This is a genomic window from Streptomyces sp. N50 (genome assembly GCF_033335955.1).
Lineage (GTDB): Bacteria > Actinomycetota > Actinomycetes > Streptomycetales > Streptomycetaceae > Streptomyces.
The window spans coordinates 1,522,116-1,547,033 of record NZ_CP137549.1 but is presented as its reverse complement, the minus strand read 5'-3'; the positions used below and the strand labels follow the sequence as shown (position 1 = coordinate 1,547,033).

The following is a 24,918-nucleotide window of genomic DNA, read 5'->3' as shown; positions in this document are numbered from 1 at the left end:
TCCCGGCCTCCTCACCCCCACACCCACCGGATCCCCACCCGGCAGGGCCCCGCCCCCAACGCCACCGCGTGCACCGACCCCGACGCGTCCACCCGGAGCCGTTGTTCGCGCGGTCGCCCGGCGCGGGGACGGGGGCCGAGGCCGTTCGTGCGGAAGGAGTAGCACGTGCGCGGCAGACACTCCTTCGCGAAGCGGACCTCCAGGAGGTGTTCGCGCATCGGGACATGGATCGTGGTCTCTGCGCGCTGGGAGTACGGGCGCGGATCGCGATGCTCGACCGTGTAGTCGACGATCACGGTCTCGCCGCGGGCCAGCGGGCGGTCGAAGAGCAACTCCGCCGCGACCAGGCCCTCTTGGGGGAGTTCGAGAACCGTGCCGAGCCGCGCCGGTACCGCCACGCTGAAGTACGGCAGCGGGCCGGGCGCGTCCAGGCGGTACAGGGCGATCCAGCGGTCCGCGCCGTCCGCCTCGGCGCGCAGCAGGCGCCGGCTGGTCATCGAGCGGACGCGGCGGTCGGCGTCCACGTCCACCCGGTTGTGGCAGCTGAGCCGGGTCAGGCTGTCGTCCCAGCGGGTGTCCAGCGCGGCGAGGGCTGCGGTCAGGTCGTGGTGGTCCGACCAGGCCCGGGCGAGATCGGGGTGGTCGCCGTCCGGCGGGAGCCAACGCCCCCGCGGCCGGGGCGGGCCCAGCAGACCGGTCAGCGCTCCGGGCGGCAGCCGTAGGACGTCCTCCAGTACGGCGAGCGCCGCCAACGACCGTTGCCGTTCGGGCTGGTAGCGGCCGGACTGCCAGGAGCTGAGCGTCGCCGACGCCACCGGGGTGCCCCGGCGCAGCAGCCGGTCCTCGATCCGGTCCAGGCTGAGCCCGCTGGCCGCGATGGCCGCGCGCAACGCCTCGTGGAACGGCATCGCCCCGGTGCGGGACGCCGGGTTCTCGGGTCTGGAGAGCGCGTACTCCGGTCTGGCGGGCGGCACGTACCCCGGTCTGGAAGTCACGTGTTCCAGCTCAAGTCAGGGCCACCGTGGGGCGGAAGACCGTTGCCCTGAAGTTGGGTCAGTCTTGCCCGGTGATTGATCAAATTTGAATGAACCTGTCAGATTACGCAGTTGTTGCGCCGCCAATTCCCGCAAGACTGAAGGAACTTGTCCGTCTTGCCATGCACATGAGGCCTCGCGGAAGCTGCTGTGCACTGCCGTCACGGCAGCCCCCCACCCCTCGAATGACGGAGAGTCATGTCCGCGAGATCTTCCGCCGGGTTCGTTCTCGTCACCGCCGCCGCCCTCACCGCCGCCCTCGCGACGCCCGCGCTCGCGGCCGCCCCGAGCGCCGCCGCGCACACCCCGGCCCAGCTCACCCAGGCCGTAGCGAGCCACGAGAGTCACACGCTGCACGGGCTCGCGAAGCCCGGCAAGGTCAATGCCACCGTCTCGTCCACCAACTGGTCCGGCTACGCGGCCACCGGCTCGACCGGCGCGTACACCTCGGTCACCTCGTCCTGGACCCAGCCGAGCGTCACCTGCTCCTCGGCCACCACGTACTCCTCCTTCTGGGTCGGCCTCGACGGGTACAGCAACTCCGCGCTGGAGCAGACCGGTACGGAGGCCGACTGCATCGGCGGCAAGGCGACCTACGGCGCCTGGTGGGAGGTGCTGCCCGCCTCCGAGAGCGCGTACTCCGGCGTCACGGTCAAGGGCGGCGACAAGTTCACCGCGACCGTGACCTACACCGGCTCCACCTTCACCATGACCCTCGCCGACTCCACGGAGGGCTGGACGAAGACGACGACGCACGCCGGTTCGTCCGGCTTCAAGAACGCCTCCGCCGAGGTCATCGCCGAGGCCCCCGAGGTCGGCGGCTCGGTCGCGAGCCTCGCGAACTTCGGCACCGTGAACTTCACCGGCGCCAAGGCGAACGGCAGCAACCTGGACACCTACTCGCCGAACGAGATCGTCATGACGAAGAGCAGCAGCTCGGCCGTACGGGCCCAGCCGGGCTCGATCTCCGGCGGCGGCTTCGCCGACGTCTGGAAGGCCAGCTGACGCCTGCGGCGCGCCACTTGGGGGCTGTCGACGAACGCCGTCGGCAGCCTTCGCCGTTGCACCGGCAAGCGCAAACCGGCTGGGTCAAAAGGGGGTGCGGCATCCCCGGCGCACCCCTGGCGCCCTTCTTCGGTTCGCCCGGTTCAGGCCGACATCAGCAGCCGTCCCCGCCTGGCGTACGCCAGGGCCTCGGGCGTGAGCACCGGACGCGGTACGACGATGCCGCAGTCCGTGCAGACCGGGCCCGAGGAGGGTTCGTGGGCCAGGTCGTACTTCCACAGGAGGCGCTCCCCGGCGCACACCGGGCACACGGAACCCGGTTCACGCTCCAGCGCGGCGATCAGCCGTCGCAGCACCTCGGCCAGTGGTTCATGGGGGTGGAGTCGTGGGTCGTCGCACCAGGCGACACCGAAGCCGCCCCAGGTCAGCCGGTGCCAGTCGTCCACGGTGCCCGGGCGGCGGAGCCCGTCGTGCTTCTCCTTCTTGCGGCGTTCGGCGAACCCGACCTCGTAGGCGAGCCAGACCTTGCGCGCTTCCTCCAGCTCGTCCAGTGCGGCCACGAGCCGCGCCGGGTCGGGGGAGCGGTCCTCGGGTCCGAACCCGGCCCGGGAGCACAAGTGGTCCCAGGTCGCCCTGTGCCCATAAGGGGCGAACCGCTCAAGGCACTTGCGCAGCGAGTAGCGCCGCAGCGCCAGATCGCACCGAGGGTCTCGCACCTGTCTCGCCAGACTCCGGAAACCGGCCATCGCCCTGCACCTCCGTCACACCTGCACCTGTACTTCGGTCACCTCGGCGTCGTCGAACGGACGTCGCCGAATAGACGTATCGACAAGCGATTTGGCTCCATCCGATTTCCGATGGCCTCCATAAGCCACTTGCCCGGATCCAAAACTTGACGCATGTTCATCTTCAATCTCGGGGATACCGGCGGTAACGTCCCGCACCACCCCCGTCGGTAGGAGCTGCGATGCCACGGCGCACCCCGCGTAACTTGCTCGACAGACTGAGAACTCCCGGCGGATTCCCCGGGTTCCTGAAGGCCGCATCCGTATGCGCCCTCATTGCCGCCCTTTTGTCTCCCCTTGCCCAGGGGACGGCCGCGGCGGCGACCGCCTCGAACGACTACTGCGGCGGCCAGTGCTCGGACATCCTCCCGGCCGGCGAGAACGGCAACGCCACCCTCGCCCAGATCCTTCTCAACCAGGTCTTCGGCACCCAGCCCAGCCATGCGGAAGACCAGCTCGGCCCCTATGCCAACCTGGCCACGGGCGCCTCCACGCTGACCGACGCGAAGATCAACACCTTCTTCAACGACGCGTCGTTCGGGGTCCCCGCCGCCAACGTCGCCTCGACCGAGAACCCCAGCGGCCGCACCGACGTGACGATCGTCCGCGACAAGGCGACCGGTGTGCCACACATCACAGGCACCACGCGCTACGGCACCGAGTACGGCGCGGGTTACGCGGCCGCCGAGGACCGGCTGTGGCTGATGGACGTCTTCCGGCACGTGGGACGCGGCCAGTTGACCACCTTCGCCGGCGGCGCGGCCTCCAACCAGGGACTTGAGCAGGAGTTCTACCGCAACGCCCCGTACACCGAGGCCGAGTTGCAGTCCCAGATCGACAACGCCGTCGCCAACAACGGCACCCGCGGCCAGCAGGCGCTCGCTGACGCCAACGCCTATCTGGCCGGCATCAACGCCTACATCGACGCCTCGGACAGCGGCCGTTACTTCCCCGGCGAGTACGTCCTCACCGGACACAAGGACTCGATCACCAACGCCGGCACGATCGACCACTTCAAGATCACCGACCTGGTCGCGCTGGCCTCCGTCATCGGCACGCTCTTCGGCTCCGGCGGCGGCGGCGAGGTCAACAACGCCCTCTCCCTGCTCGCCGCCCAGGAGAAGTACGGCGTGGAGCAGGGCACCAAGGTCTGGGAGTCCTTCCGCGAACGCAACGACCCCGAGGCCGTCCTCACCGTCCACAACGGCGAGAGCTTCCCGTACGGCACCAAGCCCACCACCGCCCAGGGCGAGGCACTCCCCGACGCCGGTTCGGTGACGACCGAGCCACTCGTTTACGACGCCACGGGCACCGGCGCCAACCAGAGCGCCGACGCGACCTCCGCCGCGGCGACGGCGACCGCCCTCAGCTCCGCGAAGCGCGGGATGTCCAACGCCCTTGTGGTGAGCGGCAAATACACCGCGAGCGGCCACCCGATAGCCGTGTTCGGGCCCCAAACCGGTTACTTCGCACCGCAGTTGCTCATGCTCCAGGAGATCCAGGGCCCGGGCATCAGCGCCCGCGGCGCCTCCTTCGCGGGACTGAGCATGTACGTCGAACTCGGCCGCGGCCAGGACTACTCGTGGTCCGCCACGACCTCCGGCCAGGACATCATCGACACGTACGCCGTCGAGCTCTGCCAGGACGACTACCACTACCTCTTCCACGGCACCTGCACGCCGATGGAGGAGGTCGAGCAGAAGAACTCCTGGGCACCCACCACGGCCGACTCCACCGCCGCCGGGTCGTACACCATGCGGGTCTGGAAGACCGAGTACGGACCCGTCGAATACAGAGCGACCGTCGGCGGGAAGAAGGTCGCCTACACCACCCTGCGCTCCTCCTACATGCATGAGGCCGACTCGATCATCGGCTTCCAGATGCTCAACGACCCGGACTACGTGAAGAGTCCGCAGACCTTCCAGACCGCCGCGCAGCACATCAACTTCACGTTCAACTGGTTCTACGCCGACTCCCAGCACACCGCGTACTACAACAGCGGCAACAACCCGGTGCGGGCCACCGGAGTCGACCCCGAGTTCCCGGTCTGGGGCCAGGCCGCCTACGAATGGCAGAACTGGGACCCCACCACCAACACCTCCGACTACACCCCGGCCTCCGCGCACCCCAACTCCATCGACCAGGACTACTACATCTCCTGGAACAACAAACAGGCGCTCAACTACACGACGGCCAGTTGGGGTGACGGGTCCGTCCACCGCGGCAACCTCCTCGACGACCGGGTGAAGAAACTCGTCGCGGCCGGCGGGGTCACCAGATCCTCGCTGGTGAAGGCGATGTCCGACGCCTCGCTCACCGACCTGCGCGCCGAGGACGTGCTGCCCGACATGCTGAAGGTGATCAACAGCAGTACGGTCACCGACACCACCGCCGCCGCTGCCGTCACCAAACTGCAGACCTGGCTCACCGCCGGCGGCAAACGCACCGAGACCTCGGCAGGCTCCAAGACCTACGCCAACGCCGACGCCATCCGGATCCTGGACGCCTGGTGGCCCGCACTGGTGAAGGCCGAGTTCCAGCCCGGCCTCGGTGACACCCTCTACACCGCGCTCACCAACAACCTGTACATCGACGAGACCCCGTCGGCCGCCCACGGCCCGACCGGCTCGCACGCCGGAAGCTCCTTCCAGTACGGCTGGTGGAGCTACGTCGACAAGGACCTCCGGTCGGTGCTCGGGCAGACCGTGTCCGGTCCGCTGGCCCAGCAGTACTGCGGGGGCGGCAGCCTCAGCGCCTGCCGGGACATCCTGATCAGCACGCTGAAGACGGCGGCCGGCACCAGCGCGTCCACGGTCTACCCCGGGGACTCCCTGTGCTCGGCGGGCGACCAGTGGTGTGCCGACTCGATCGTCCAGCGGACGCTCGGCGGCATCAAGCACTACAACATCAGTTGGCAGAACCGGCCCACCTTCCAGCAAGTGGTGGAGTACACGTCACACCGGTGACGCCTGAGCGGCGGCGGGCCGGCCGATCCGGCCCGCCGCCAGCACCACCCGAGCGAGTTCGGGGTGCACGATGTCGCTGTGCGCCCCGGTCGGCGGCTCGCCGTGACATACGACCGAGCAGACGTCGACGTTCACACAACCCGACTCCGGAAGCGGCGAGTCGAGGGCTTCGGCCAGGGTCAGCGACCGGGTGCCCGGCACCGCCCGCACCCCGTCGTGGCCCATGGCACCCCACCTGTCGCCCAGCACCCGGACGATGTCGACGGCGGCGAACGAGCAGTCGTCGTCCGCCATCCGCGAGGCCAGCGGATAGATCGTGCCGAGCGCCGAGTCGCAGTGCGAGTAACAGCACACGAGGGGTCCGTCGACGCGGTTCTGCTGGCCCTGAAGGACCCCTCCGGCACGCGGGTCGTCCGGCAGCCGGGCCGCGAACGCGTAGTGGGAGAAGGCCCCTTGGAGCAGCGTCACCGACTTGACCGAGTGCACTCCCTCGGGCAGACCCCGTAGCGCGAACGACACCAGGCGCCCGCCGAAACTGTGCCCCACGAGATGCACCCGCACCTCCGGCGCCACCGCCGCGAGCCGCCCGATCGCCGGGCCGAGACCGCGCTCACCGACCGTGCCCGCACGTCTCTTCATCGCGTAGTACGCCGCCTGCCGCAGCAGCTCCCGCGCACCCTTCCACGGATTCGGCAGCGCGAACTCCGCTACGGAACCCGGGGATCGAGGCGCCGTGAGGTGGGCAAGCGCCTGCGCGAACTGCCCGCACACCTCGGCCGTACACCCGGCGGCGAACATCCGCGGCTCGCACTGGGGCACCCCCTCCGCGAGCGTGTCCGCGCCGAACATCGCCTGGGGCCCCGGCGGCACCACCTCCACCAGCGTCCGCACCAGCCGCCCATACTCCTCCAACTCAGCGTCCTGAGGCGGCTGTTGGTCCAGCATCCGGGCGATCTGGTCGATCACCGGCGCCTTGCCGGGGAAGGCGTCGAGAAGCGCGTGCCGGGTGTCGGCGTCGAGCGCGGGACGCGCCAACTCGGCCACGGCTGCCGGTGATCGCGGGAAATCCGGAATCGGCTGGTCCGGGAACTCCATGGATGGCCAGATCACGCCTACGTACCCGATCGCGGCCCTCGGCGCGAGCCGTGGAACCGGGGCGAAGAAGCGGCTGTAGAGCCGGGTCGCGCCGGCGCGTTGGTTGTTCCACCCGTGTGAGAAGACGATCAGGTCGCCGATCCCGCGCTGCCGCACCTCGCTCAGCAGCCGGTCCCGTTCTCCCTGGTCGACGTCCCCGTCGGCATCGAAGGTCAACTCCCAGTAGGGGCTCACACTCATCGCCGGATCCGCCATGACCGGCCTCCTCGTTCCCCGAAGTGGTGCGATGTGGGCGCATCGTCCCGCTACCGGTGAAGATTGGCCATACGTCACGACTCACTTGTAGAGGAGGTATTCAGTTCGAACCCGTCGGAACGCCCTCAACTCCTCCTGCCACGCGGCTACGACCTCGTCGGTACCCGCGCCCGCGTCGATCGCCGTCCGCACCCGGGCGGACCCGGTGAGCTTGTCGATCCAGTTGTCCGAGCGCCAACTGAAGCCGCTCCAGACCTTCTTGGCGGTCACCAGCAGCGCGATGCCGGTGCGGACGGGGTCGTAGGCGGCCCGGTCGTGGATGTGGATCTGGACCCCGCCGACGGTCTTGCCCTCGAACTTGGAGAAGGTGGGCGCGAAGTACGCCTCCCTGAAGTGCGCTCCGGGCAGGGCGAGTTGATTCACCTCGGCGGCCCAGCGTCCGTCGATGCCCTCTGCTCCTAGCAGTTCGAAGGGGCGGGTGGTGCCGCGGCCCTCGGAGAGGTTCGTGCCCTCGAAGAGGCAGGTGCCCGAGTAGGCGAGGGCGGTGTCCGGGGTCGGCATGTTGGGGCTCGGGGGCACCCAGGGGAGCGACCAGGCGTCGTAGAACTCCGAACGCTTCCAGCCCGTCATCAGTACGGTCTCCAGGGGGACGGGTGTGGTCAGGAACTCCCCGTTGAACAGGCGGGCCAGCTCGGCGACCGTCATGCCGTGTGCCTGTGCGATCGGTTGTCTGCCCACGAATGTTGCGAACTCCCTGTGCAGGACCGGGCCTTGGGCCGATCTTCCGGTCACCGGGTTGGGGCGGTCGAGGACGACGAAGCGTTTGCCGGCTAGTTGGGCTGCCTCCATGCAGTCGTAGAGGGTCCAGATGTAGGTGTAGAAGCGGGCGCCCACGTCCTGGATGTCGAAGACGATGGTGTCCACGGCTGCGGTCCTGAAGATGTCGGCGAGTGGTTGGCCGCTCTTCAAGTACGTGTCGTAGACCGGGAGTTTGGTTGCCGGGTCGGTGTAGTAGCCCTCGGATCCACCTGCTTGGGCGGTGCCTCTGAAGCCGTGTTCTGGGCCGAAGACCGCGGTGAGGTTCACGTGGGGGCTGGCGTGCATGACGTCGACGATGTGGTGGGCGTCTCTGGTGATGCCGGTGGGGTTGGTGACGATGCCGGTTCGTTGGCCACTGAGCTGGGCGTAGTCGTGTGCGGCCAGGGTTTCGAAGCCGGTGCGTAGTGCGGTTTTCTTGGGTTGTGCGGGGGTGAGGGTTGCCGCCGGGGTCGCTGCCAGGAGAGCTCTTCTGGTGAGGGGCATGTCGGCACGGTATTGGCTGCCGCGTGTGGATCGTCGGGTGCGCGTCGAATGTGGCTGGTCGCGCCGTTCCCCGCGCCCCTGAAGGAAACTGCCCTTCCGGTGTTACATACCGACCGGTTAGTCTGGCTGGGCAGGGGAGCCGCAGTCGAAGGAGATTGATGGTGGAAGCCGTTCAGGGTGCCGGGGTAGTCGTCACGGGGGCTGGGGGTGGCATCGGGGCCGCGCTTGCGCGGCGGTTCGCTGCCGAAGGGGCCCGGGTCGTGGTGAACGACCTTGATGCCGACCGGGCCAAGGCCGTCGCCGATGAGATCGGGGCCATTGCCGTACCGGGGGATGCCTCCGCCGTCGTCAGTGCTGCTCGCGACGCTCTCGGTGGGACCGTCGACATCTACTGCGCCAACGCCGGGGTCGGCTCCGGTGGGTCGGAAGCCGCCGGGGAGGACGTCTGGGCGCTGGCCTGGGACGTGAACGTCATGGCTCATGTGCGGGCCGCCGAGGCGTTGATCCCGGGGTGGCTGGAGCGGGGCGGCGGGCGGTTCGTGTCGACCGTGTCGGCGGCCGGGCTGCTCACCATGATCGGGGCCGCGCCCTACAGCGTCACCAAGCACGGCGCGTACGCCTTCGCCGAGTGGCTGTCGTTGACGTACCGGCACCGGGGGATCAAGGTCCACGCGATCTGTCCGCAGGGTGTGCGTACCGACATGCTGGCCGCCACCGGCAGCGCGGGTGACCTGGTGCTTCAGCCGACGGCCATTGAGCCAGATGTCGTTGCTGACGCTCTGATGGCGGGGATCGAGGAGGACCGGTTCCTGATCCTGCCGCATCCCGAGGTCGCCGGGTACTACCAGGCCCGGGCCGCCGAGCCGGATCGCTGGCTGACCACCATGAACCACATCCAGCAGAAGTGGGAGGCCGGAGAGTGACCGACTCCCTGTATGCCGCCAAGCCGTGGGTGGGGCTGCTCAACGAGGCCCAGCGAGGTGACATCAGCCCGGACGATTCGTTGGTGCATGCCCTTCGCCGGGTGGTCGGCGAGACGCCTGACAGCACCTTCCTCACCTACTTCGACGGGCGGCTCAGCTATCGCGAGGTCGACGAGCTGAGCGACTCCGTCGCCGGGTATCTGGCCGCGCGGGGGCTTGGGCAGGGCGACCGGGTCGCCGTGCTGCTGCAGAACTCGCCGCACTTCGTGCTCGCGCTGCTCGGTGCCTGGAAGGCGGGCGCGATCGTTGTGCCGGTCAATCCGATGTACAAGTCGGGGGAGGTCACCCATGTCCTGCGGGACGGTGAGGTGGCTGCGCTTATCTGTACGGATCGCGCGTGGGAGTCGTATCTGCGCGAGACCGTCGCGGAGAGCGGGTCTCCCGTGCGGATCGTGCTCACCGCCTGCGAGTTGGATTTCCAAACTCGCAACGACGCGCGCGTGCTCACCTTCGAGCGGCTTCCGCAGGCAGCCGACGCCGAGGATCTGGTGGCCGTGGCGAAGGCGGGGCACAAGGCGCCCGGCGGGCGCGAACTGGCGCCCGCGGACATCGCGTTGATCAGTTACACCTCGGGGACAAGTGGTGCCCCGAAGGGTGCCACCAACACCCACGCCAACATCCTGTACAACGCCGAACGGCAGCGCACCGGGCTCGGACTGCCGGACGCGCCCGTGTACTTCGCGATGGCGCCGCTGTTCCACATCACCGGGATGGTGTGCCAGTTGGGCGCGTCGCTCGTCAGCGGGGGCTCGCTGGTGCTGGTGTACCGGTTCGAGGGCGGGGTCGTGCTCGACGCGTTCGCCGAGCACAGGCCGCACTACACGGTCGGCCCGTCCACCGCCTTCATGGCGCTCGCCGCGCACCCGGGCGTCACCGCGGACCACTTCGCGTCCTTCCGGAACATCTCCTCCGGCGGTGCCCCGGTGCCGCCCGCCCTGGTGGAGAAGTTCCGGGCCGGCTTCGGGCCGTACATCCGCAACGGCTACGGCCTCACCGAGTGCACCGCGCCCTGCGCGTCGGTGCCGCCCCAGCTGGAGGCGCCCGTCGACCCCGCGTCCGGGACGCTGGCGGTGGGCGTGCCGGGGCCCGACACCGACGTACGGATCGTCGACGACCAGGGCGAGGAGGTGCCCTTCGGGGAGCAGGGCGAGATCCTCGTGCGGGGGCCGCAGGTCGTGCCCGGGTACTGGCGGCGCCCCGAGGCCACCGCCGAGACCTTCCCGGACGGTGAACTGCGCACCGGGGACATCGGGTTCATGGACCCGGAGGGCTGGCTGTACGTCGTCGACCGCAAGAAGGACATGATCAACGCGTCCGGCTTCAAGGTGTGGCCGCGCGAGGTCGAGGACGTGCTGTACACCCACCCGGCGGTACGCGAGGCGGCCGTCGTCGGTGTCCCTGACGGGTATCGCGGCGAGACGGTGAAGGCGTACATCAGTCTCCGTCCGGGCGCCGAAACCGACCCCGATGAATTCGCCGTGTACTGCAAGGAGAGACTGGCCGCCTACAAATACCCCCGCCAGGTGGAGATCCTGCCCGACCTGCCGAAGACGGCAAGTGGGAAGATCCTCCGGCGGGAACTGCGTTCCCGGTCGCACGACAGCGAGTGAACAGTCAGAAAAGGCAGGTGGCGGCAGTGCCCAGGACGACCGACGGAGACGGGGCTCCTGTCCCGCAGCGGCTCCTTGCCGCCGCCACCCGACTTTTCGCCGAGCAGGGCTACGACCGCACCTCGGTGCAGGAGATCGTCGAGGCCGCGGGCGTCACCAAGGGCGCGCTCTACCACTACTTCGGCTCCAAGGACGATCTCCTGCACGAGGTGTACGCGCGCGTGCTGCGCGTCCAGCAGGAGCGCCTGGAGGTGTTCGCGACCGCCGACGAGCCGATCGAGAAACGGCTGCGGGCCGCGGCCGCGGACGTCGTCGTGACGACGATCGACAACCTCGACGACGCGTCGATCTTCTTCCGGTCCATGCACCACCTCAGCCCGGAGAAGAACAAGCAGGTGCGCGCCGAGCGCCGGCGCTACCACGAGCGCTTCCGCGGGCTCGTCGAGGAGGGCCAGCGCGCGGGCGTCTTCTCCACGGCGACCCCGGCCGACCTCGTCGTCGACTACCACTTCGGTTCGGTCCACCACCTGTCGACCTGGTACCGCCCCGGCGGCCCCCTCACGCCCCAGGAGGTCGCCGACCACCTGGCGGACCTGCTGATGCGGGCGCTGCGGCCGTAGTACGCCCTCACGCGTCCGGTGGGCGGGTGAGCCCCGCCTCCCGGGCCCAGGCCGCCGCCTGCGCGCGGTCGGTGACTCCCAGCTTGGCCAGGACCGCCGACATGTGGTTGCTGACCGTCTTCGGGGACAGGCCCAGGCGGGTGGCCACCGTCGAGTTGGGCTGGCCGTCGGCGATCAGCGCGAGGACGTCCCGTTCGCGCGGGGTGAGCGTCGGGCACGGGTCCGGGCGGTCCGGGGGTCTGCTCAGGTGGCCGAGCACCCGCCGCGCGACCCCGGGGCCGAAGATGGCCTCGCCCGCGGCCACCGCCCGGATCGCCCGGACGATCTCGTCCTGGCCCGCGCCCTTGAGGACATAGCCCAGGGCGCCCGCCCGCATCGCGGCGAACACCGAGTCGTCCTCCTCGACCATCGTGAGCATCAGCACGGCCACCCGGGGCGCCACCCGGCCGATCTCCCGGGTCGCCTCGATGCCGTTGAGGTCGGGCATCCGGATGTCCATCACCACCACGTGCGGACGCAGGGTCACGGCCGCCCGCACCGCCTCCCGCCCGCTCGCGGCGACCCCGACCACCCGCACGCGCGGGGTCCCGTCCCGTACCGACTCCAGGAGCGCGGCCAGCCCGGTACGGACCACGGGATGGTCGTCGGCGAGGACGACCCGCAGCGCGTCCCCGCCGTTCTCACCCTCAGGCTCCAGCCCCATCACATCGCCTCTCCCAACGGCAGCGTCGCCACCACCCGCCCCTGCCCCGCCACACACCGGCCGCCCAGCTCCGCCGCGCGCTCCTGCATCGACGTGATGCCCACGCCCGGCGTCCACGCGGTCTCCTCGCCCACCGGCGAACCGTCGTCCCGCACCTCCAGGCGCAGCCCCTCGCCGATCTCGATGCGCAGGTCCACATGGGAGGCCCGCGCGTGCCGGGCCGCGTTGGTGAGCGCCTCGATCGCGATGCGGTACGCGGCCACCTCTACGGCGGCGGGCAGCGCGGGCAGCCGCTCGGGTGCCCGGACCCGCACCTCGATCGGGGTACCGTCCGCCCGCCAGGACAGCCGCACCGCACGCTCGCGCAACGCGCCCAGCAGCCCCAACTGGTCCAGATCCGGCGGCCGCAGCCCGTCCACGAGCCGCCGCACCTCCGCGACCGCGCCGCCGACCTCGGACCGCAGCTCGGTGAGCAGCGCCGCCGCCCGGTCCGGATCGAAGGTCAGCAGATTGCGTACGGCGTCCGCCTGGAAGGCGGCTCCGGCGAGGGTGGGGCCGAGTCCGTCGTGCAGGTCGCGGCGGATCCGGCGGCGTTCCTCCTCGCGGGCGGCGACGATCCGTTCGCGGGAGTGCTGGAGCTGGCGGGTGAGGTCGGTGGCGTGCAGGGCGGCGGCCAGGGGGACGGCGAGGAGTTCCAGGACGGCCAAGTCGGGGGTGGCGGGCTGCTGTTCGCCGGGGCGCAGGCCGATCACCAGGGCGCCGACCGTGCGGCCGTCGTAGTCGAGGGGTATGGCGTGGATGCGTTCGCCCGGTTCGCCCCAACTGCCGTCCGTCACCCCGGACTTGGACTCCACACAGACGTACGGCAGCCGCAGTGCCTCGCCGACCGCCTCCGGGACCGCGCCCACGCCGGTGCCGGCCAGCCGTTCGCCGATGCGGGAGACCGCGCGCACCGGGTCGTGCCGGTCGCCGTACAGGGCGCGGTCGACCATGCGCTGGAGGAGTCGGCGGGCGGGTTCGAAGGCGGCGGCGAGCGTGACCGCGATCAACGCCGGTCCGAGCAGGGCGGGGTCGGGGCTGAGGAGGGCCTGGACGGAGGTGACGAGGCCGACGTAGGTGATGGCCACGCCGACCGTGAGCGCGCCGTAGAGCAGGCTGCGGGAGACGACTAGGCGGATGTCGAGGAGCTCCTCGCGGACCACGGCGATCATGATGGCGGTCGGGAGGAACAGGGTGCAGCAGGACGTGTAGACCGCCGGGAAGCCCATGATCTGCAGGGCCACGCTCAGCGCCAGGGGCAGCATTCCCGCGATCAGCCACAGGAGTCTGCGGCGGTCCTGTTCGCCGCCGCGCCGGTAACGGACGAACATGACCGCGAACACCGCGGCCAGTACCAGGCAGGCCTTCGCGGTCTCGGTGTCGCGCAGGGCGGGCATCCAGCCGTCCGGCACCGGGAGGTAGGAGGGCTGCGCCGGTGTGCCGCGGAACAGGCCCCAGTCGTCCCGCGCCCAGATGGCGAAGTCCAGGGGGGAGGAGAGGAGTTGGGCCACCAGGGCCCAGCGCCAGCGTCGGTCGGGCAGGCGGCCGTCGGGGAACAGGAAGAACACGAGGACGAACGCCGTGGAGCTGCCGAGGATCCAGGTGTGGCGGCCGATGGTGGTGAGCGCGTGCAGCAACTCCGGTGACCAGCCCAGCCGTAGGCCCTCGACGGCCAGTCCGATCGACATCCCGGTGAACGCGTGGCCCAGCCCGTACGCGATCAGCAGCCAGCCGATGGGGTTGCGCGGCCGGTGCAGCGCGATCACCGTGCCGCAGACCGGGTAGGCGAGACCGACCGCGAGGTCGACGACCATGTCGTAGCGGATCACGTCCGCGGTGGAGACCCCGGCCGCCGCCAACGCGACCGCCCCTGCGGCCACTTGGAATGCCGCCAGCCCCAGGAGCGCGTATGCCGTCGCCGTGCGTGGCCGGGTGCGCCCGTCGCGGTCGTCCATGCGTCCCATCGTGGGGGCGCGGCGCCCGGGTGTCCCGGGAACGCTTCCCGGTCCACCCGGGAGAGGTGCCCGGTGGTGCCCGGGGGTTTCCTCTCAACTCCCGGCCCCGGTCGCCGTGATGCTCGTAGCAGCGGAACGGCGGGTACACCGCCGGACCGGTCGACAGGAACCAACGGGGGAAACACCATGCTGTCAACCAAGCGGCGCCTGACCGGCGTTGTCCTCGGCTCCCTGCTCGCTCTCGGCGGGACGGCAGCGGTGCCGGCCGCCGCGCAGACACCGGCGCGTGCCGCGTGCTCCATCCCGGTCAACGAGTCCCACATCAACCAGCGTTGGAACGCCCTCGGCGGAGCCGGCGGCTGGCTGGGCTGCCCGACCAGCGGCACCAGGGACGTGTACCTGGGCAACGCGTACGCCGGGAAGCGCCAGTACTTCACCTACGGCACCGCCACCTGGTCGCCGCGCCAGGGCTCGAACATGGTCGTCGCCGCGTGGGAGGACCGCGGCTACGCCTACTTCAACTGGGGCACTACCGCCCCGGAGCACCGCTACGACTCGTTCCTGGTCCGCTGGACGAGCGCCTCCGACCCCGGGGGCACCCAGCGGGAGTTCGGCGGCGGGACGGCCGGCCGGATCCGGGTGCTGGAGCGGAACACCGGCGCCTACGTCTTCACCGTCGAGGGCTGTGACATCGGCACCTTCGGCCACACCTGCCGCCAGGGCTGGACGCTGAAGGCGAGCACGCCCAACTGACCGTCACCTCGGGGGAAAAGGGCTGGAAGGGGTGCCTACACCCCTTCCAGCCCCTTCGCCGTGCCTACAGGTACTTCTTCAACTCCCGGCGCGCCAGCGACCGTTGGTGCACCTCGTCCGGGCCGTCGGCCAGCATCAGGGTGCGGGCGCTCGCGTACAGCTCGGCCAGCGGGAAGTCCTGGCTGACCCCGCCCGCGCCGTGCAGCTGGATCGCCTTGTCGAGGATGCCGACCACCGTGCGGGGTGTGGCGATCTTGATGGCCTGGATCTCCGCGTGGGCGCCCTTGTTGCCGACGGTGTCCATCATCCAGGCCGTCTTGAGGACCAGCAGCCGCAGTTGCTCGACTGCCACTCGCGCGTCCGCGATCCAGTTGTGGACGACGCCCTGTTGGGCCAGTGCCTTGCCGAACGCGACGCGGGAGACGGCGCGTTGGCACATCAGCTCGATCGCGCGCTCGGCCATGCCGATCAGCCGCATGCAGTGGTGGATACGGCCCGGGCCGAGCCGTGCCTGGGCGATGGCGAAGCCGCCGCCCTCCTCGCCGATCAGGTTCGTCGCCGGCACGCGCGCGTGGTCGAAGACGACCTCGGCGTGGCCGCCGTGCGAGTGGTCCTCGTAGCCGAAGACCTGCATCGCGCGCTTGACCGTGACGCCCGGGGTGTCGCGCGGGACCAGGATCATGGACTGCTGGCGGCGGATGTCCGCGCCGTCCGGGTCCGTCTTGCCCATCACGATGAAGATCTTGCAGTCCGGGTTCATCGCCCCGGAGATGTACCACTTGCGGCCCGTGATGACGTAGTCGTCGCCGTCCCGCTCGATGAGTGTCGTGATGTTCGTGGCGTCGGACGAGGCCACTTCTGGTTCCGTCATCGCGAATGCCGAGCGGATCTCGCCCGCGAGGAGTGGCTCCAGCCATTGTTTCTTCTGCTGCTCGTCGCCGAACTGGTGGAGCACCTCCATGTTGCCGGTGTCCGGTGCCGCGCAGTTCAGCGCGGTGGGCGCCAAGTGCGGGGAGCGGCCGGTGATTTCGGCCAGCGGGGCGTACTGGAGGTTCGTGAGGCCGGCGCCGTACTCGGAGTCGGGGAGGAAGAGGTTCCACAGGCCCTGCCTGCGGGCTTCCGCCTTCAACTCCCCTACTACGGCTGGGGTGTCCCAGGGTGACGCGAGCTGGGCGCGCTGTTCCTCGGCCACGGGCTCGGCCGGGTAGACGTACTCGTCCATGAAGGCCAGGAGCTTGGCGCGCAGGTTCTCGGTGTGTGCGTCGTACGCGAAGTCCATGGTGGATCAGCCCTCCTGAAGGGTGGTCAGGCCGTGCTCGATGAAGACGGGAACCAACTCGCCGATGCGGTCGAAGCCGCGGCCGACCGTCTGGCCCAGGGTGTAGCGGTAGTGGATGCCCTCCAGGATCACGGCGAGCTTGAACCACGCGAACGCCGTGTACCAGGCGACCGATGAGACGTCGCGGCCCGAGCGCGCCGCGTACCGCTCGATCAGCTCGGCCGGTGTGGGGTGGCCGGGGGCCGAAGCCGTGGTGGAAATGGGGGAGTTGGGGAGGTCCAGCGGGATGCTGTACATCACCAGGAGGCCCAGGTCGGTGAGCGGGTCGCCGAGGGTGGACATCTCCCAGTCGAGGATCGCCTTGATCTTGTCGACGCCGTCTTCTGTGCCGATCAGGACGTTGTCGAGGCGGTAGTCGCCGTGGACGACGGCCGGGGCGGGGGAGGTGGGGAGGCGGTGGCCGAGGGCCGCGTGCAACTCCTCCACGCCGGCGAGGTCGCGGTTGCGGGAGGCGTCCAACTGCTTGCCCCAGCGGCGGAGTTGGCGGTCCAGGAAGCCTTCTGGGCGGCCGAAGTCCGCGAGGCCTACCGCTGCGGGGTCCACCGCGTGCAACTCGACCAAGGTGTCGACCAGTTCGAGCACCGCGCCCCGGGTGCGGTCGGGGCCGAGCGGGGCGAGGTCGTCCGCCGTGCGGTACGGGGTGCCCTCCACGAACTCCATGACGTAGAACGGGGCTCCGAGCACCTCGTCGTCCTCGCAGAGGAGGATGGGTCTCGGTACCGGTACGTTCGTCGGGTGCAGGGCGCTGATCACCCGGTGCTCGCGCTTCATGTCGTGCGCGGTGGCCAGGACGTGGCCGAGCGGGGGGCGCCGTACGACCCACTTCGCGGTGCCGTCCGTGACCGCGTAGGTGAGGTTCGACCGTCCGCCCTCGATCAGCCGGCCGGACAGGGCGCCGGTCACCAGGCCGGGCTGCTCGCGGTCGAGCAGGCCGCGCAGCCGGTCGAGATCGAGTCCGGGCGGGTGGTCGGGGCTCATACATCACTCCTACGAACGGGAGGAACTGGTCTCCACCCATCATGCCGACCGGTCGGTATGTCGTCCAGTAGGGGAGCGGAACGTGAAACGTGATCGGGGCCACGATATGCCGACAGCTCCCCGCGCCGGGCAACGGGGAGCTGTATTGGGGTCCTGGAGCTTGGCTCAGGCTCAGTGGTCGTCCCAGTGGCCGTCGTGCTGGGCGTGGCGGTGGCCGTCGTGGACGTAGTCGACGTGGTCGCCGTGCAGGACGCTCTCGTGGCCGCAGTCCTGGCCGTGCTGGTGCGCGTGCTCCTGGTGGGCGACATGGCCGCCGGGCTCGCACTCGTCCCAGTGGCCGCCGTGCTCGCGGTGCAGGTGGCCGTCGTGGGCGTAGTCGACGTGGTCCTCGTGCGGAACCGCGGGGTGGCCGCAGTCAGGGCCGTGCGTGTGGGCGTGGGAGGCGTGCTCCAGGTGAAGGGTGGTCATGGTGCTCACCTTCGGAAGTGCGGGCTGTGACGTCGGACAGGGTGCCATGGGAAACGCCCATATCGGGTGATCCGGGGTGTGTTCGCCCGCAGGTGTGTTGTGGGGTCGGGGTCGTGGCGGTACGGCGAGCCGCCGCTTGCGGGGCCCTTCGGTTTGTCACCACGGTTGAGGGGGTTGGTGCCGGGTACGCGGCGGGCTGCGCCGTACCGCCGCGACCCGCTCCCGTCTCGTGGGCGGCTGCGGGGGCGTGGGGCATCCCGGCTCGCCTAGGCGTCTTGCTGTGCGGGTGTTGCCCATCCCGGTGTTCGAGCGTCTCCCGCGTCTCAATAGACGAGCACCGCCGCGCACACCGCCACGGCCACCGTGCACAGCACCGCCGCGCTGGCGTGGCGTGGGGCCAGGGTTGGCGGGATGCCACCGGAGGCGAGGGTGCGGATGCGGTGGTGGGCCACCGTGAGGAAGCCCAGCCAGAGGGTGCAGCAGAGGGCGCAGATGATGACGTCCTCGGTGTGGACGCCGCCGTGCAGTGTGGCCTTCACGGCCAGGACGGCGGCCACCGTGCTGGAGAGGGTGGTGCGGCGCCAGGCCAGGCGGGTGCGTTCGGGCTGGAGGCCCGGGTCGCGGTCCGGGGTCGGGGGGCGGGTCATCCGGCCCAGCCCGCCAGGACCACGACGACCATCGCCACGGCCACGATCGCCACGGCGATGCCCAGGAGGGCGGGGAAGCGGGAGACCGGCAGGTCCTCGCCCCGGCGCATCGCCCTTTCGCAGCGGACCCAGTGGTTGACCGCGCGGAGGGAGCACAGGACGCCGGCCGCGAGGAGGGCCAGGGCCAGACCGACTCGCCAGGCCCAGCGCAGGTGGGGCAGGAACTGGTCCACCGCGAAGCCCCCGCCGATCAGTGCGAGGGCGGTGCGCAGCCAGGCCAGGAAGGTGCGCTCGTTGGCGAGTGAGAAGCGGTAGTCGGGGGTGGCGCCCTCCTCGCTGATCTCCTGGGGGGCGAACCACAGCTGGACGTTCCGTGCGAAATCGATCACGGGCTGGACCCTATCCGGCCGTTTCTGCGCGGTGTTCCTTGAGTCGGGTGTAGGCCGCCAGGCCGTCCGGGACCCAGACCCAGTCGTTCAGCCGTCGGTCGATCTCCGCCTCGTCCAGGAAGTCGTGCCACGCGACCTCCTCGGCCTGTGGGCTGACCGGCAGCTCGCAGCGCACCTCGTACACCGCCGACCACCAGGTCTGGCCGACGCCGTCGTCGTACAGGAACTTGAAGAGGAAGGTGGGGTGGGGCAGGCCGGATACCCCTAGTTCCTCCTCTGCCTCGCGCAGTGCCGCGTCGTCGTAGGACTCGCCCGCTCCTACCACTCCGCCGACGAACATGTCGTAGAGGGACGGGAAGACGAGTTTGGTGGGGGTGCGGCGGTGGATGAAGACGCGGTCGTGTGCGTCGCGGGTCTGGATGAAGACCGCTCGGTGGCGTAGGCCCTGGGCGTACGCCTCGCCTCGGGGGGACTGGCCTATGACCTGGTCCTGCTCGTCGACGATGTCGAGGATCTCGTCAGCTGGGTTCATGCCCTCATCAAAACAGGGGGCGGGCAGGCTGTCTCAGTGCGGCTGGAGGGCCGGGGTCTGCTTCGGCTTTGTCGTGCCGCGGGGCATTGCCGGGTGCATGCCCAGGAGCAGGATGCCTACGACGATTCCGGCCAAGCCGACCGCTTCCCAGGCCAGGGCGCCGGTGTCCGCGCGGAGGCGGTCGCCCAGGAAGCCCACGCCGCAGATGATTCCGGCCAGTGGTTGGGCCGCGGTGAGGGCCGGCAGGGACATGCGGAGGGGAGCTGTCTCGAACGCGCTCTGGACCAGGACCAGGCCCGTCACGCCGAGCGCGAGTACGCCGTACGGCTGCCAGCCCGTGAGGAGTTCGGTGAGGCCGCCCTCGGTGAAGCGCTGGCCGCTGACGCGGGTGAGCGCGTCCTGGACGCCGTAGAGGAGGCCGGCCGCCAGGGCCAGGAGGACCGGGGCCGAGCTGAGGCGGGAGCGTTTGGCGTACGTCGTGAGGAGGAGGGCCAGGCCCACCATGACGCCGATGATCAGCCAGTGGCGGAAGGGGTCGGTGACCGCCGTGCCGCTGCGTGGTTCGCCCGCGACGATGAACGTCGTGACGCCGCCCGCGAGGAGTGCGAGGCCCGCCCAGCCCTGGCGGCCCAGGGGTTGTCTGGTCTGCTTGCGGGAGAGGGCCAGGGCGAAGAGGAGGTTCGTCGCGAGGAGGGGTTCCACCAGGGAGACCTCGCCCTTGCTGAGCGCTATCGCGCCGAGCACCATGCCCGCGATCATCAGGCCGATGCCGCCCAGCCAGCGCGGTACCCGCATCAGGTCGAGGAGCAGTCTGGGGGAGAGGAAGTCGCTCAGGGGTGCCTGCTGGGCCACGTTCTGCTGGAGCACGAACCCGAAGCCGAGGCAACAGGCCGCACTCACGGAGAGCATCAGAACCAGAAGGGACACGCGCGTACCTCGATCGTCAGGCCGGGCTACGGGATGCGTTTGGGCGACTGTAGCGCCCCAGGGCCCGGCTTGCCCCTGGGAGTACCCGGAAGCGGGCGGTTGCTCCGGTCACGATGCTCTGACGACCGCGGGCGCGATCGGAGGCTGCGGCGGGACCGTGCTCCCATCGTCCGCCGCCGCGCGCCCGAGCGCCATGGCCTACGCCACACCGGTGACCCGAGAACGGTTGGAAGCGTACCGTCCCGGGTAGGGGCTTGGGCCACAAGTGCCCCTTCTGTAACGGAAGTTGACAGGTGTAACGGTGGTACGGCACTTGACGTGAAGTATTGGTGGAGGGTTTGCTGTGCGTGATCGGCCGATGGCAGGCCGATGTCCCGCAGCGTCGCGTGAGGATCGTGAGGAATACCCGGGTGTCCCCACCCCCGCCACCCCTCGGACGCCGCCACAAGCGCGCCTCCCAGGCCTTCGACGCCGCGCTCGACGACGCTGAACTCGTCGCCGCGCGGGCCGCGTTGGCCCAGGGCCGCTGGCAGGCGGCGCGTGGTCTGCTCGCCCAGACGGGCGACGACTGGGACGCCCGCGCCCACCGCGTCACCGTGCTCGCCCGGGAGTCCTACACCGCCGCCTGGGCCCGCGACTGGCTGCTCGCCGAACCCGAGTCCGGTGACGCCTCCGTGCTGCTCGCCCTGGCCATGGTCCAGCGCACCCTGGCGGGCAAGGAGAAGCCGGTCCGCGCTCGCGAGGCCTGCCGTACGGCCTCCGCCCGGCTGCCCGACGATCCGACGCCCTGGCTCGGACTGCTCCTTCTGGAGCACACCCTCGGCACCGACGAGGGCGTGGTCCAGCTCTTCGACGAGGTCCGCCACCGGTATCCCGACCACCACCACGCCCACCATCTGATGGTGGCCCGGCTCGCGGAACGCCGCGCCGACGCGGGTGTCGACCCGCTGCACGAGGTCTACGACTTCGCCTACTGGGCCGCCGAACAGGCCCCCGCCGACTCCCCGCTCGCCATCCTGCCGGTCATCGCGCACGCCGAGCGCTACCGCGTGCTGGCCGCCGCCGGCCTGGAACCCGCCGACCCGGCCGCCTCCGGACACTGGACCGGACGCCGGGCCCGGCAGGTCATGAAGGCCGCCTTCGACTGGTGGCTGGAGTGGGAGCACGAAGGCCACCCGCGCCGCCTGGTCGACCTCAACTTCCTTGCCCACGCGAAGTGTTGCGAGGGGCGAAGTGCTGAGGCCGCCGCTCTGTTCCATCGCATCGGGGAGCATCCGACCCCGGCCCCGTGGTCCTACCCGGACCGCGACCCGCTCACTGCCTTCCGTGCCGCGCGCGACAGCGCGCTCGGGACGTCGTAACGCCCCCGTACCAACGATTCGGCAGCGATGAAACGCACCCGTGGCAACGCTGCCGTAGCGAAGTAACGCAACCGTAGCAACGCCCCCGTAGCGACCCCGAAAGGACGTTCCCGCCATGACGACGGGCAGTTCCAGTACGAGCAGCGCCACCTCGGACGGCGGAGGTAGCAGTAGCGGTATCAGCACCTTCAGGGGGGAGGAGCGCGCCCTGCGCGCCGACCGCCTCGGCACCGGGGGGCTGCTGCTCTCGGTGCTCGCCGCGACCGCCCCTCTCATGGTGGTTGCGGGTGTCATGCCCACCACATTTGCGGTGATGGGCATTGAAGGGCAGCCGCTGCTCTTCGTCCTTCTCGGTGTCGTCCTCGTCCTCTTCAGCGTCGGCTACGCGGAGATGAGCCGGCACGTCCACAACGCGGGCGCCTTCTACGCCTACATCTCCCGCGGCCTCGGCGGCACCGCCGGCGCGAGCGCGGCCCTGGTGGCGCTCGTCGCGTACAACGCCCTCCAGGTCGGCATCTACGGCATCTTCGGCTTCGAGGTCTCCGGGCTGTTCTCCACCTATGCCGATCTTCAAGTGGCTTGGTGGATACCGGCGTTGGTGGCCGTGGCCGTCGTCGGCGGACTCGGGTGGCTGAAGATCGACGTCAACGCGCGCGTGCTCGGCGTCCTGCTGATCATCGAGGTCGCGCTCGTCGTCATCTTCGACATCGCGGCCGTCGCCGACCCGGCAAAGGAGGGCCTGTCCCTGCACGCCTTCAACCCGGACACCCTCAGCGGCGCCGGCGTCGGCACCGCCCTGTGCTTCTGCATCGCCGCGTTCCTCGGCTTCGAACAGGCCCCGGTCTACGCAGAGGAGACCAGCCGCCCGCACATCCTGGTGCCGCGCGTGATGTTCCTGGCCGTCGGTGGCGTCGCCGTCTTCTTCGCGCTCAGCTGCTGGGCGCTCACCGTCGCCGCCGGGCCCTCGCAGATCGTCGGCGTCTCCCAGAAGCAGAGTGCCGGCCTGCTCTTCTACCTCACCGAGTCGCGGCTCGGCGGCACCTTCACCGACGTGCTGCACGTCCTGTTCGTCACCGGCATGTTCGCGGCGATGCTCAGCTTCCACAACGTCGTCGCCCGCTACGCCTTCGCCATGGGCCGCGAGGGCCTGCTCCCGTCCGCGTTCGGTCGTACGACGGGCTCCAGCGGCGCGCCCGGAACCGGCTCGCTGCTCCAGACCGCCGTGTCCGCGGTGATTGTGGTCGCCTTCGCGATCGCCGACGACAAGCCCACCGGGGACCCGACCGAACCGGTGCTGCACCTGTTCACCTGGTTCGGCAACATCGGCGCCCTCGGCGTGATCCTGCTGATGGCCGCCGCCTCCCTCTCGGTGATCGTCTTCTTCGCCCGCCGCGGCTCCGCAGGCGCGCAGGCCTGGCGGCTGGTCACCTCCGCGCTGGCCGGCATCTCGCTCATCGTCATCGCCGTCTACACGGTCAAGGACTTCGACGTCCTGGTCGGCGCGGGCCCCGGCTCGTCCCTGAGCTGGATCCTGCCCGGCATCGTCGTCCTGGCCCTGCTCGTCGGCCTGGCCCAGGGCCTGTTCCTGCGCGCCCGCAACCCCGAGGCGCACGCCCGCATCGGGCTCGGCAACGAGGCGTTCCAGCTGGAGAAGGCGGCGGGGGAGGCGTCGTAGCGACCTGTCGTTGAACTGTCGCTTCTGAGAAGCACGTAAGAAGTGGTTACGGAAGTCTGACGGGCACCCGCTATCCCTGGCCGCGCCGGGGTCGCGGGTGTTCGAATGACTTTGTGAAACCTGAACAACCCGAGCCCGAGCCCGAGGACGTCGAGAAGGTGGAGGGGCGGCCGCTCGGCCGCCGTGTCCTTCTCGGCACCCTCGGCCTGGGTGCCCTCGGCGTCGTCACCGCGCCCGTTCTGCAGAAAGGCATGGAGGGAGTCCTCGGTGCGCTGTCCGGCAAGGACCCCACCGGGCTGACCGGACTGCTCCCGAACGGCGGCGGCTTCCGCTACTACTCGGTCACCGCGTCCGTGCCGGACAAGAACGCCGAGAACTACCGGCTGACCGTCGACGGCCTGGTCGACAAGCCGACGTCCTACACGCTCGCCGACCTGCGCGCGCTGCCGCAGACCCGGCTGGTCAAGGACGTCCAGTGCGTCACCGGCTGGCGGGTCCCCGGGACCCCCTTCGAGGGGGTGCGCCTGTCCCGGCTCCTGGACGCGGCGGGAGTGCGTGCAAAGGCCGGGGCGGTGCGCTTCACCTGCTTCGACGGCGCCTACACGGAGAGCCTCACCCTCGACCAGGCCCGGCGCTCGGACATCCTGGTCGCGCTGCGCATGCAGGACAAGCCGCTGGGCCACGACCACGGCGGCCCGGTCCGCCTCTACGTCGCCCCCATGTATTTCTACAAGTCCGCGAAGTGGCTCTCCGGCATCACGGTCACCGAGCATGTGAAGCCCGGCTACTGGGAGGATCGGGGCTACGACGTCGACGCCTGGGTCGGCAAGTCGAACGGACGCGACGATGACCCTACGAGCTGAAGCCCACGCCCCGCAGACGGAACCCTCGGCGCGCGTCCGCCGCTTCGGCCGCACCGAGCGCTGGGTGCACCGGACCACGGCCCTGCTGATGGGTATCTGCGTGGCCACGGCGGCCTGCCTGTACCTCCCGACGTTCGCCGAGCTGGTCGGCCGCCGTGACCTGGTCGTCCGTATCCACGAGTGCGCGGGACTAGCCCTCCCCGTGCCCGTCCTGATCGGCCTGGTCTCGCGCGGCTTCCGCGTCAACCTCGGCTTCCTCAACCGCTTCGGCCCGCACGACCGGGTCTGGCTGCGCGGCGCCCTGATGCGCGACAAACGCCGGTCGGCGCGCCCGGCGGGCAAGTTCAACGCCGGCCAGAAGATCTACGCCAACTGGATCGCCGGCGCCACCCTGGTGATGCTCGGCACCGGCCTGATGATGTGGTTCACCCACCTCACGCCGATCCAGTGGCGCACCAGCGCGACCTTCGTCCACGACTGGCTCGCCCTGACGATCGGCATCGTGCTGGGTGGACACATCGGCATGGCCCTCGGCGACCCGGAGGCCAGGGCGGGGTTGCGCACCGGGTCGGTCAGCCGGGACTGGGCCAAGCGCGAACACCCGCTGTGGAAGCCGTAGTTGAATCCTTGGGGT

Annotated in this window: 23 protein-coding genes; 10 read left to right on the top strand and 13 right to left on the bottom strand. The window is 70.2% G+C overall.

From position 1 onward, the window contains the following. Positions 1-11: 11 nt before the first annotated feature. Complete coding sequence (locus R2B38_RS06520; protein WP_318015366.1) at positions 12-995, bottom strand: hypothetical protein; 984 nt, start codon at positions 993-995, stop codon at positions 12-14. 237 nt (positions 996-1,232) lie between these two features. On the opposite strand from R2B38_RS06520, the gene R2B38_RS06515 reads away from it, so the two are divergent. Next, positions 1,233-2,039, top strand: coding sequence for a G1 family glutamic endopeptidase (locus R2B38_RS06515; RefSeq protein ID WP_318015365.1), 807 nt, complete (start codon positions 1,233-1,235; stop codon positions 2,037-2,039). Positions 2,040-2,182: 143 nt separating this feature from the next. Here R2B38_RS06515 and R2B38_RS06510 read toward each other — a convergent pair whose 3' ends face one another. After that, positions 2,183-2,785 carry a hypothetical protein gene (locus R2B38_RS06510; RefSeq protein ID WP_033283661.1) on the bottom strand — a complete coding sequence of 201 codons (603 nt, stop codon included), beginning with the start codon at positions 2,783-2,785 and terminating at the stop codon, positions 2,183-2,185. A gap of 221 nt (positions 2,786-3,006) precedes the next feature. Here R2B38_RS06510 and R2B38_RS06505 point away from each other — a divergent pair, with 221 nt between their 5' ends. Further along, positions 3,007-5,790 carry a penicillin acylase family protein gene (locus tag R2B38_RS06505; protein ID WP_318015364.1) on the top strand — a complete coding sequence of 928 codons (2,784 nt, stop codon included), beginning with the start codon at positions 3,007-3,009 and terminating at the stop codon, positions 5,788-5,790. Here R2B38_RS06505 and R2B38_RS06500 read toward each other — a convergent pair. Next, entirely contained in the window at positions 5,779-7,140 is a 1,362-nt protein-coding gene (locus R2B38_RS06500) for a serine-threonine protein kinase (protein ID WP_318015363.1), read from the bottom strand. The two genes, R2B38_RS06505 and R2B38_RS06500, sit on opposite strands and share 12 nt — an antisense overlap. A gap of 81 nt (positions 7,141-7,221) precedes the next feature. Continuing rightward, entirely contained in the window at positions 7,222-8,442 is a 1,221-nt protein-coding gene (locus R2B38_RS06495; protein ID WP_318015362.1) for a DUF1343 domain-containing protein, read from the bottom strand. A 158-nt stretch (positions 8,443-8,600) separates the two neighbouring features. Between R2B38_RS06495 and R2B38_RS06490 the strand changes: the two genes are divergently transcribed. From R2B38_RS06490 to R2B38_RS06480, 3 genes are read left to right on the top strand one after another with little or no spacing between them, the layout of a single operon-like run. Further along, positions 8,601-9,365 carry an SDR family oxidoreductase gene (locus R2B38_RS06490; RefSeq protein ID WP_318015361.1) on the top strand — a complete coding sequence of 255 codons (765 nt, stop codon included), beginning with the start codon at positions 8,601-8,603 and terminating at the stop codon, positions 9,363-9,365. After that, positions 9,362-11,035, top strand: coding sequence for a class I adenylate-forming enzyme family protein (locus R2B38_RS06485; RefSeq protein WP_318015360.1), 1,674 nt, complete (start codon positions 9,362-9,364; stop codon positions 11,033-11,035). The genes R2B38_RS06490 and R2B38_RS06485 overlap by 4 nt, the downstream gene beginning before the upstream one ends. Before the next feature lie 26 nt (positions 11,036-11,061). Beyond that, the gene (locus tag R2B38_RS06480; RefSeq protein WP_033283667.1) at positions 11,062-11,655 is read left to right on the top strand and encodes a TetR/AcrR family transcriptional regulator; all 594 of its coding nucleotides are present in this window, start codon (positions 11,062-11,064) and stop codon (positions 11,653-11,655) included. 7 nt (positions 11,656-11,662) lie between these two features. On the opposite strand, the gene R2B38_RS06475 is transcribed toward R2B38_RS06480, so the two are convergent. Together R2B38_RS06475 and R2B38_RS06470 are read right to left on the bottom strand one after the other, a co-directional pair. Next, positions 11,663-12,358, bottom strand: a complete 696-nt coding sequence (locus R2B38_RS06475; protein ID WP_318015359.1) for a response regulator transcription factor — start codon at positions 12,356-12,358, stop codon at positions 11,663-11,665. Further along, positions 12,358-14,352 carry a sensor histidine kinase gene (locus R2B38_RS06470; RefSeq protein WP_318015358.1) on the bottom strand — a complete coding sequence of 665 codons (1,995 nt, stop codon included), beginning with the start codon at positions 14,350-14,352 and terminating at the stop codon, positions 12,358-12,360. Before R2B38_RS06470 ends, R2B38_RS06475 begins: the two co-directional genes overlap by 1 nt. Before the next feature lie 186 nt (positions 14,353-14,538). Between R2B38_RS06470 and R2B38_RS06465 the strand changes: the two genes are divergently transcribed. Continuing rightward, entirely contained in the window at positions 14,539-15,105 is a 567-nt protein-coding gene (locus R2B38_RS06465) for a hypothetical protein (protein WP_318015357.1), read from the top strand. Between the two features lie 64 nt (positions 15,106-15,169). Here the strand turns inward: R2B38_RS06465 and R2B38_RS06460 are convergent, their stop codons facing one another. The 7 genes from R2B38_RS06460 to R2B38_RS06430 all read right to left on the bottom strand — a co-directional run bounded on the left by R2B38_RS06460 (position 15,170) and on the right by R2B38_RS06430 (position 20,385). Continuing rightward, positions 15,170-16,384 (bottom strand): acyl-CoA dehydrogenase, encoded by a 1,215-nt coding sequence (locus R2B38_RS06460; RefSeq protein ID WP_318015356.1) that lies wholly within the window; start codon positions 16,382-16,384, stop codon positions 15,170-15,172. Between the two features lie 6 nt (positions 16,385-16,390). Then, positions 16,391-17,422 carry a phosphotransferase family protein gene (locus tag R2B38_RS06455; protein ID WP_318015355.1) on the bottom strand — a complete coding sequence of 344 codons (1,032 nt, stop codon included), beginning with the start codon at positions 17,420-17,422 and terminating at the stop codon, positions 16,391-16,393. A 171-nt stretch (positions 17,423-17,593) separates the two neighbouring features. Further along, positions 17,594-17,890, bottom strand: a complete 297-nt coding sequence (locus tag R2B38_RS06450) for a hypothetical protein (protein ID WP_318015354.1) — start codon at positions 17,888-17,890, stop codon at positions 17,594-17,596. Between the two features lie 323 nt (positions 17,891-18,213). Continuing rightward, on the bottom strand, positions 18,214-18,537 hold the full coding sequence (locus R2B38_RS06445; RefSeq protein WP_318015353.1) for a DUF202 domain-containing protein: 324 nt from the start codon (positions 18,535-18,537) through the stop codon (positions 18,214-18,216). Continuing rightward, the gene (locus R2B38_RS06440) at positions 18,534-18,926 is read right to left on the bottom strand and encodes a YidH family protein (protein WP_318015352.1); all 393 of its coding nucleotides are present in this window, start codon (positions 18,924-18,926) and stop codon (positions 18,534-18,536) included. The genes R2B38_RS06445 and R2B38_RS06440 overlap by 4 nt, the downstream gene beginning before the upstream one ends. 10 nt (positions 18,927-18,936) lie before the next feature. Next, positions 18,937-19,458: an NUDIX hydrolase gene (locus R2B38_RS06435; RefSeq protein ID WP_318015351.1), complete on the bottom strand. Its 522-nt coding sequence runs from the start codon at positions 19,456-19,458 to the stop codon at positions 18,937-18,939. A 33-nt stretch (positions 19,459-19,491) separates the two neighbouring features. Further along, positions 19,492-20,385, bottom strand: coding sequence for a DMT family transporter (locus tag R2B38_RS06430; protein WP_318015350.1), 894 nt, complete (start codon positions 20,383-20,385; stop codon positions 19,492-19,494). Positions 20,386-20,795: 410 nt separating this feature from the next. Here R2B38_RS06430 and R2B38_RS06425 point away from each other — a divergent pair, with 410 nt between their 5' ends. The 4 genes from R2B38_RS06425 to R2B38_RS06410 all read left to right on the top strand — a co-directional run bounded on the left by R2B38_RS06425 (position 20,796) and on the right by R2B38_RS06410 (position 24,903). Next, on the top strand, positions 20,796-21,746 hold the full coding sequence (locus R2B38_RS06425) for a hypothetical protein (protein ID WP_318015349.1): 951 nt from the start codon (positions 20,796-20,798) through the stop codon (positions 21,744-21,746). Between the two features lie 115 nt (positions 21,747-21,861). Then, positions 21,862-23,421, top strand: a complete 1,560-nt coding sequence (locus R2B38_RS06420; protein WP_318015348.1) for an APC family permease — start codon at positions 21,862-21,864, stop codon at positions 23,419-23,421. Between the two features lie 113 nt (positions 23,422-23,534). Continuing rightward, complete coding sequence (locus R2B38_RS06415; RefSeq protein ID WP_318015347.1) at positions 23,535-24,284, top strand: molybdopterin-dependent oxidoreductase; 750 nt, start codon at positions 23,535-23,537, stop codon at positions 24,282-24,284. Then, positions 24,268-24,903, top strand: a complete 636-nt coding sequence (locus R2B38_RS06410) for a cytochrome b/b6 domain-containing protein (protein WP_318015346.1) — start codon at positions 24,268-24,270, stop codon at positions 24,901-24,903. The genes R2B38_RS06415 and R2B38_RS06410 overlap by 17 nt, the downstream gene beginning before the upstream one ends. Positions 24,904-24,918 lie beyond the last annotated feature (15 nt).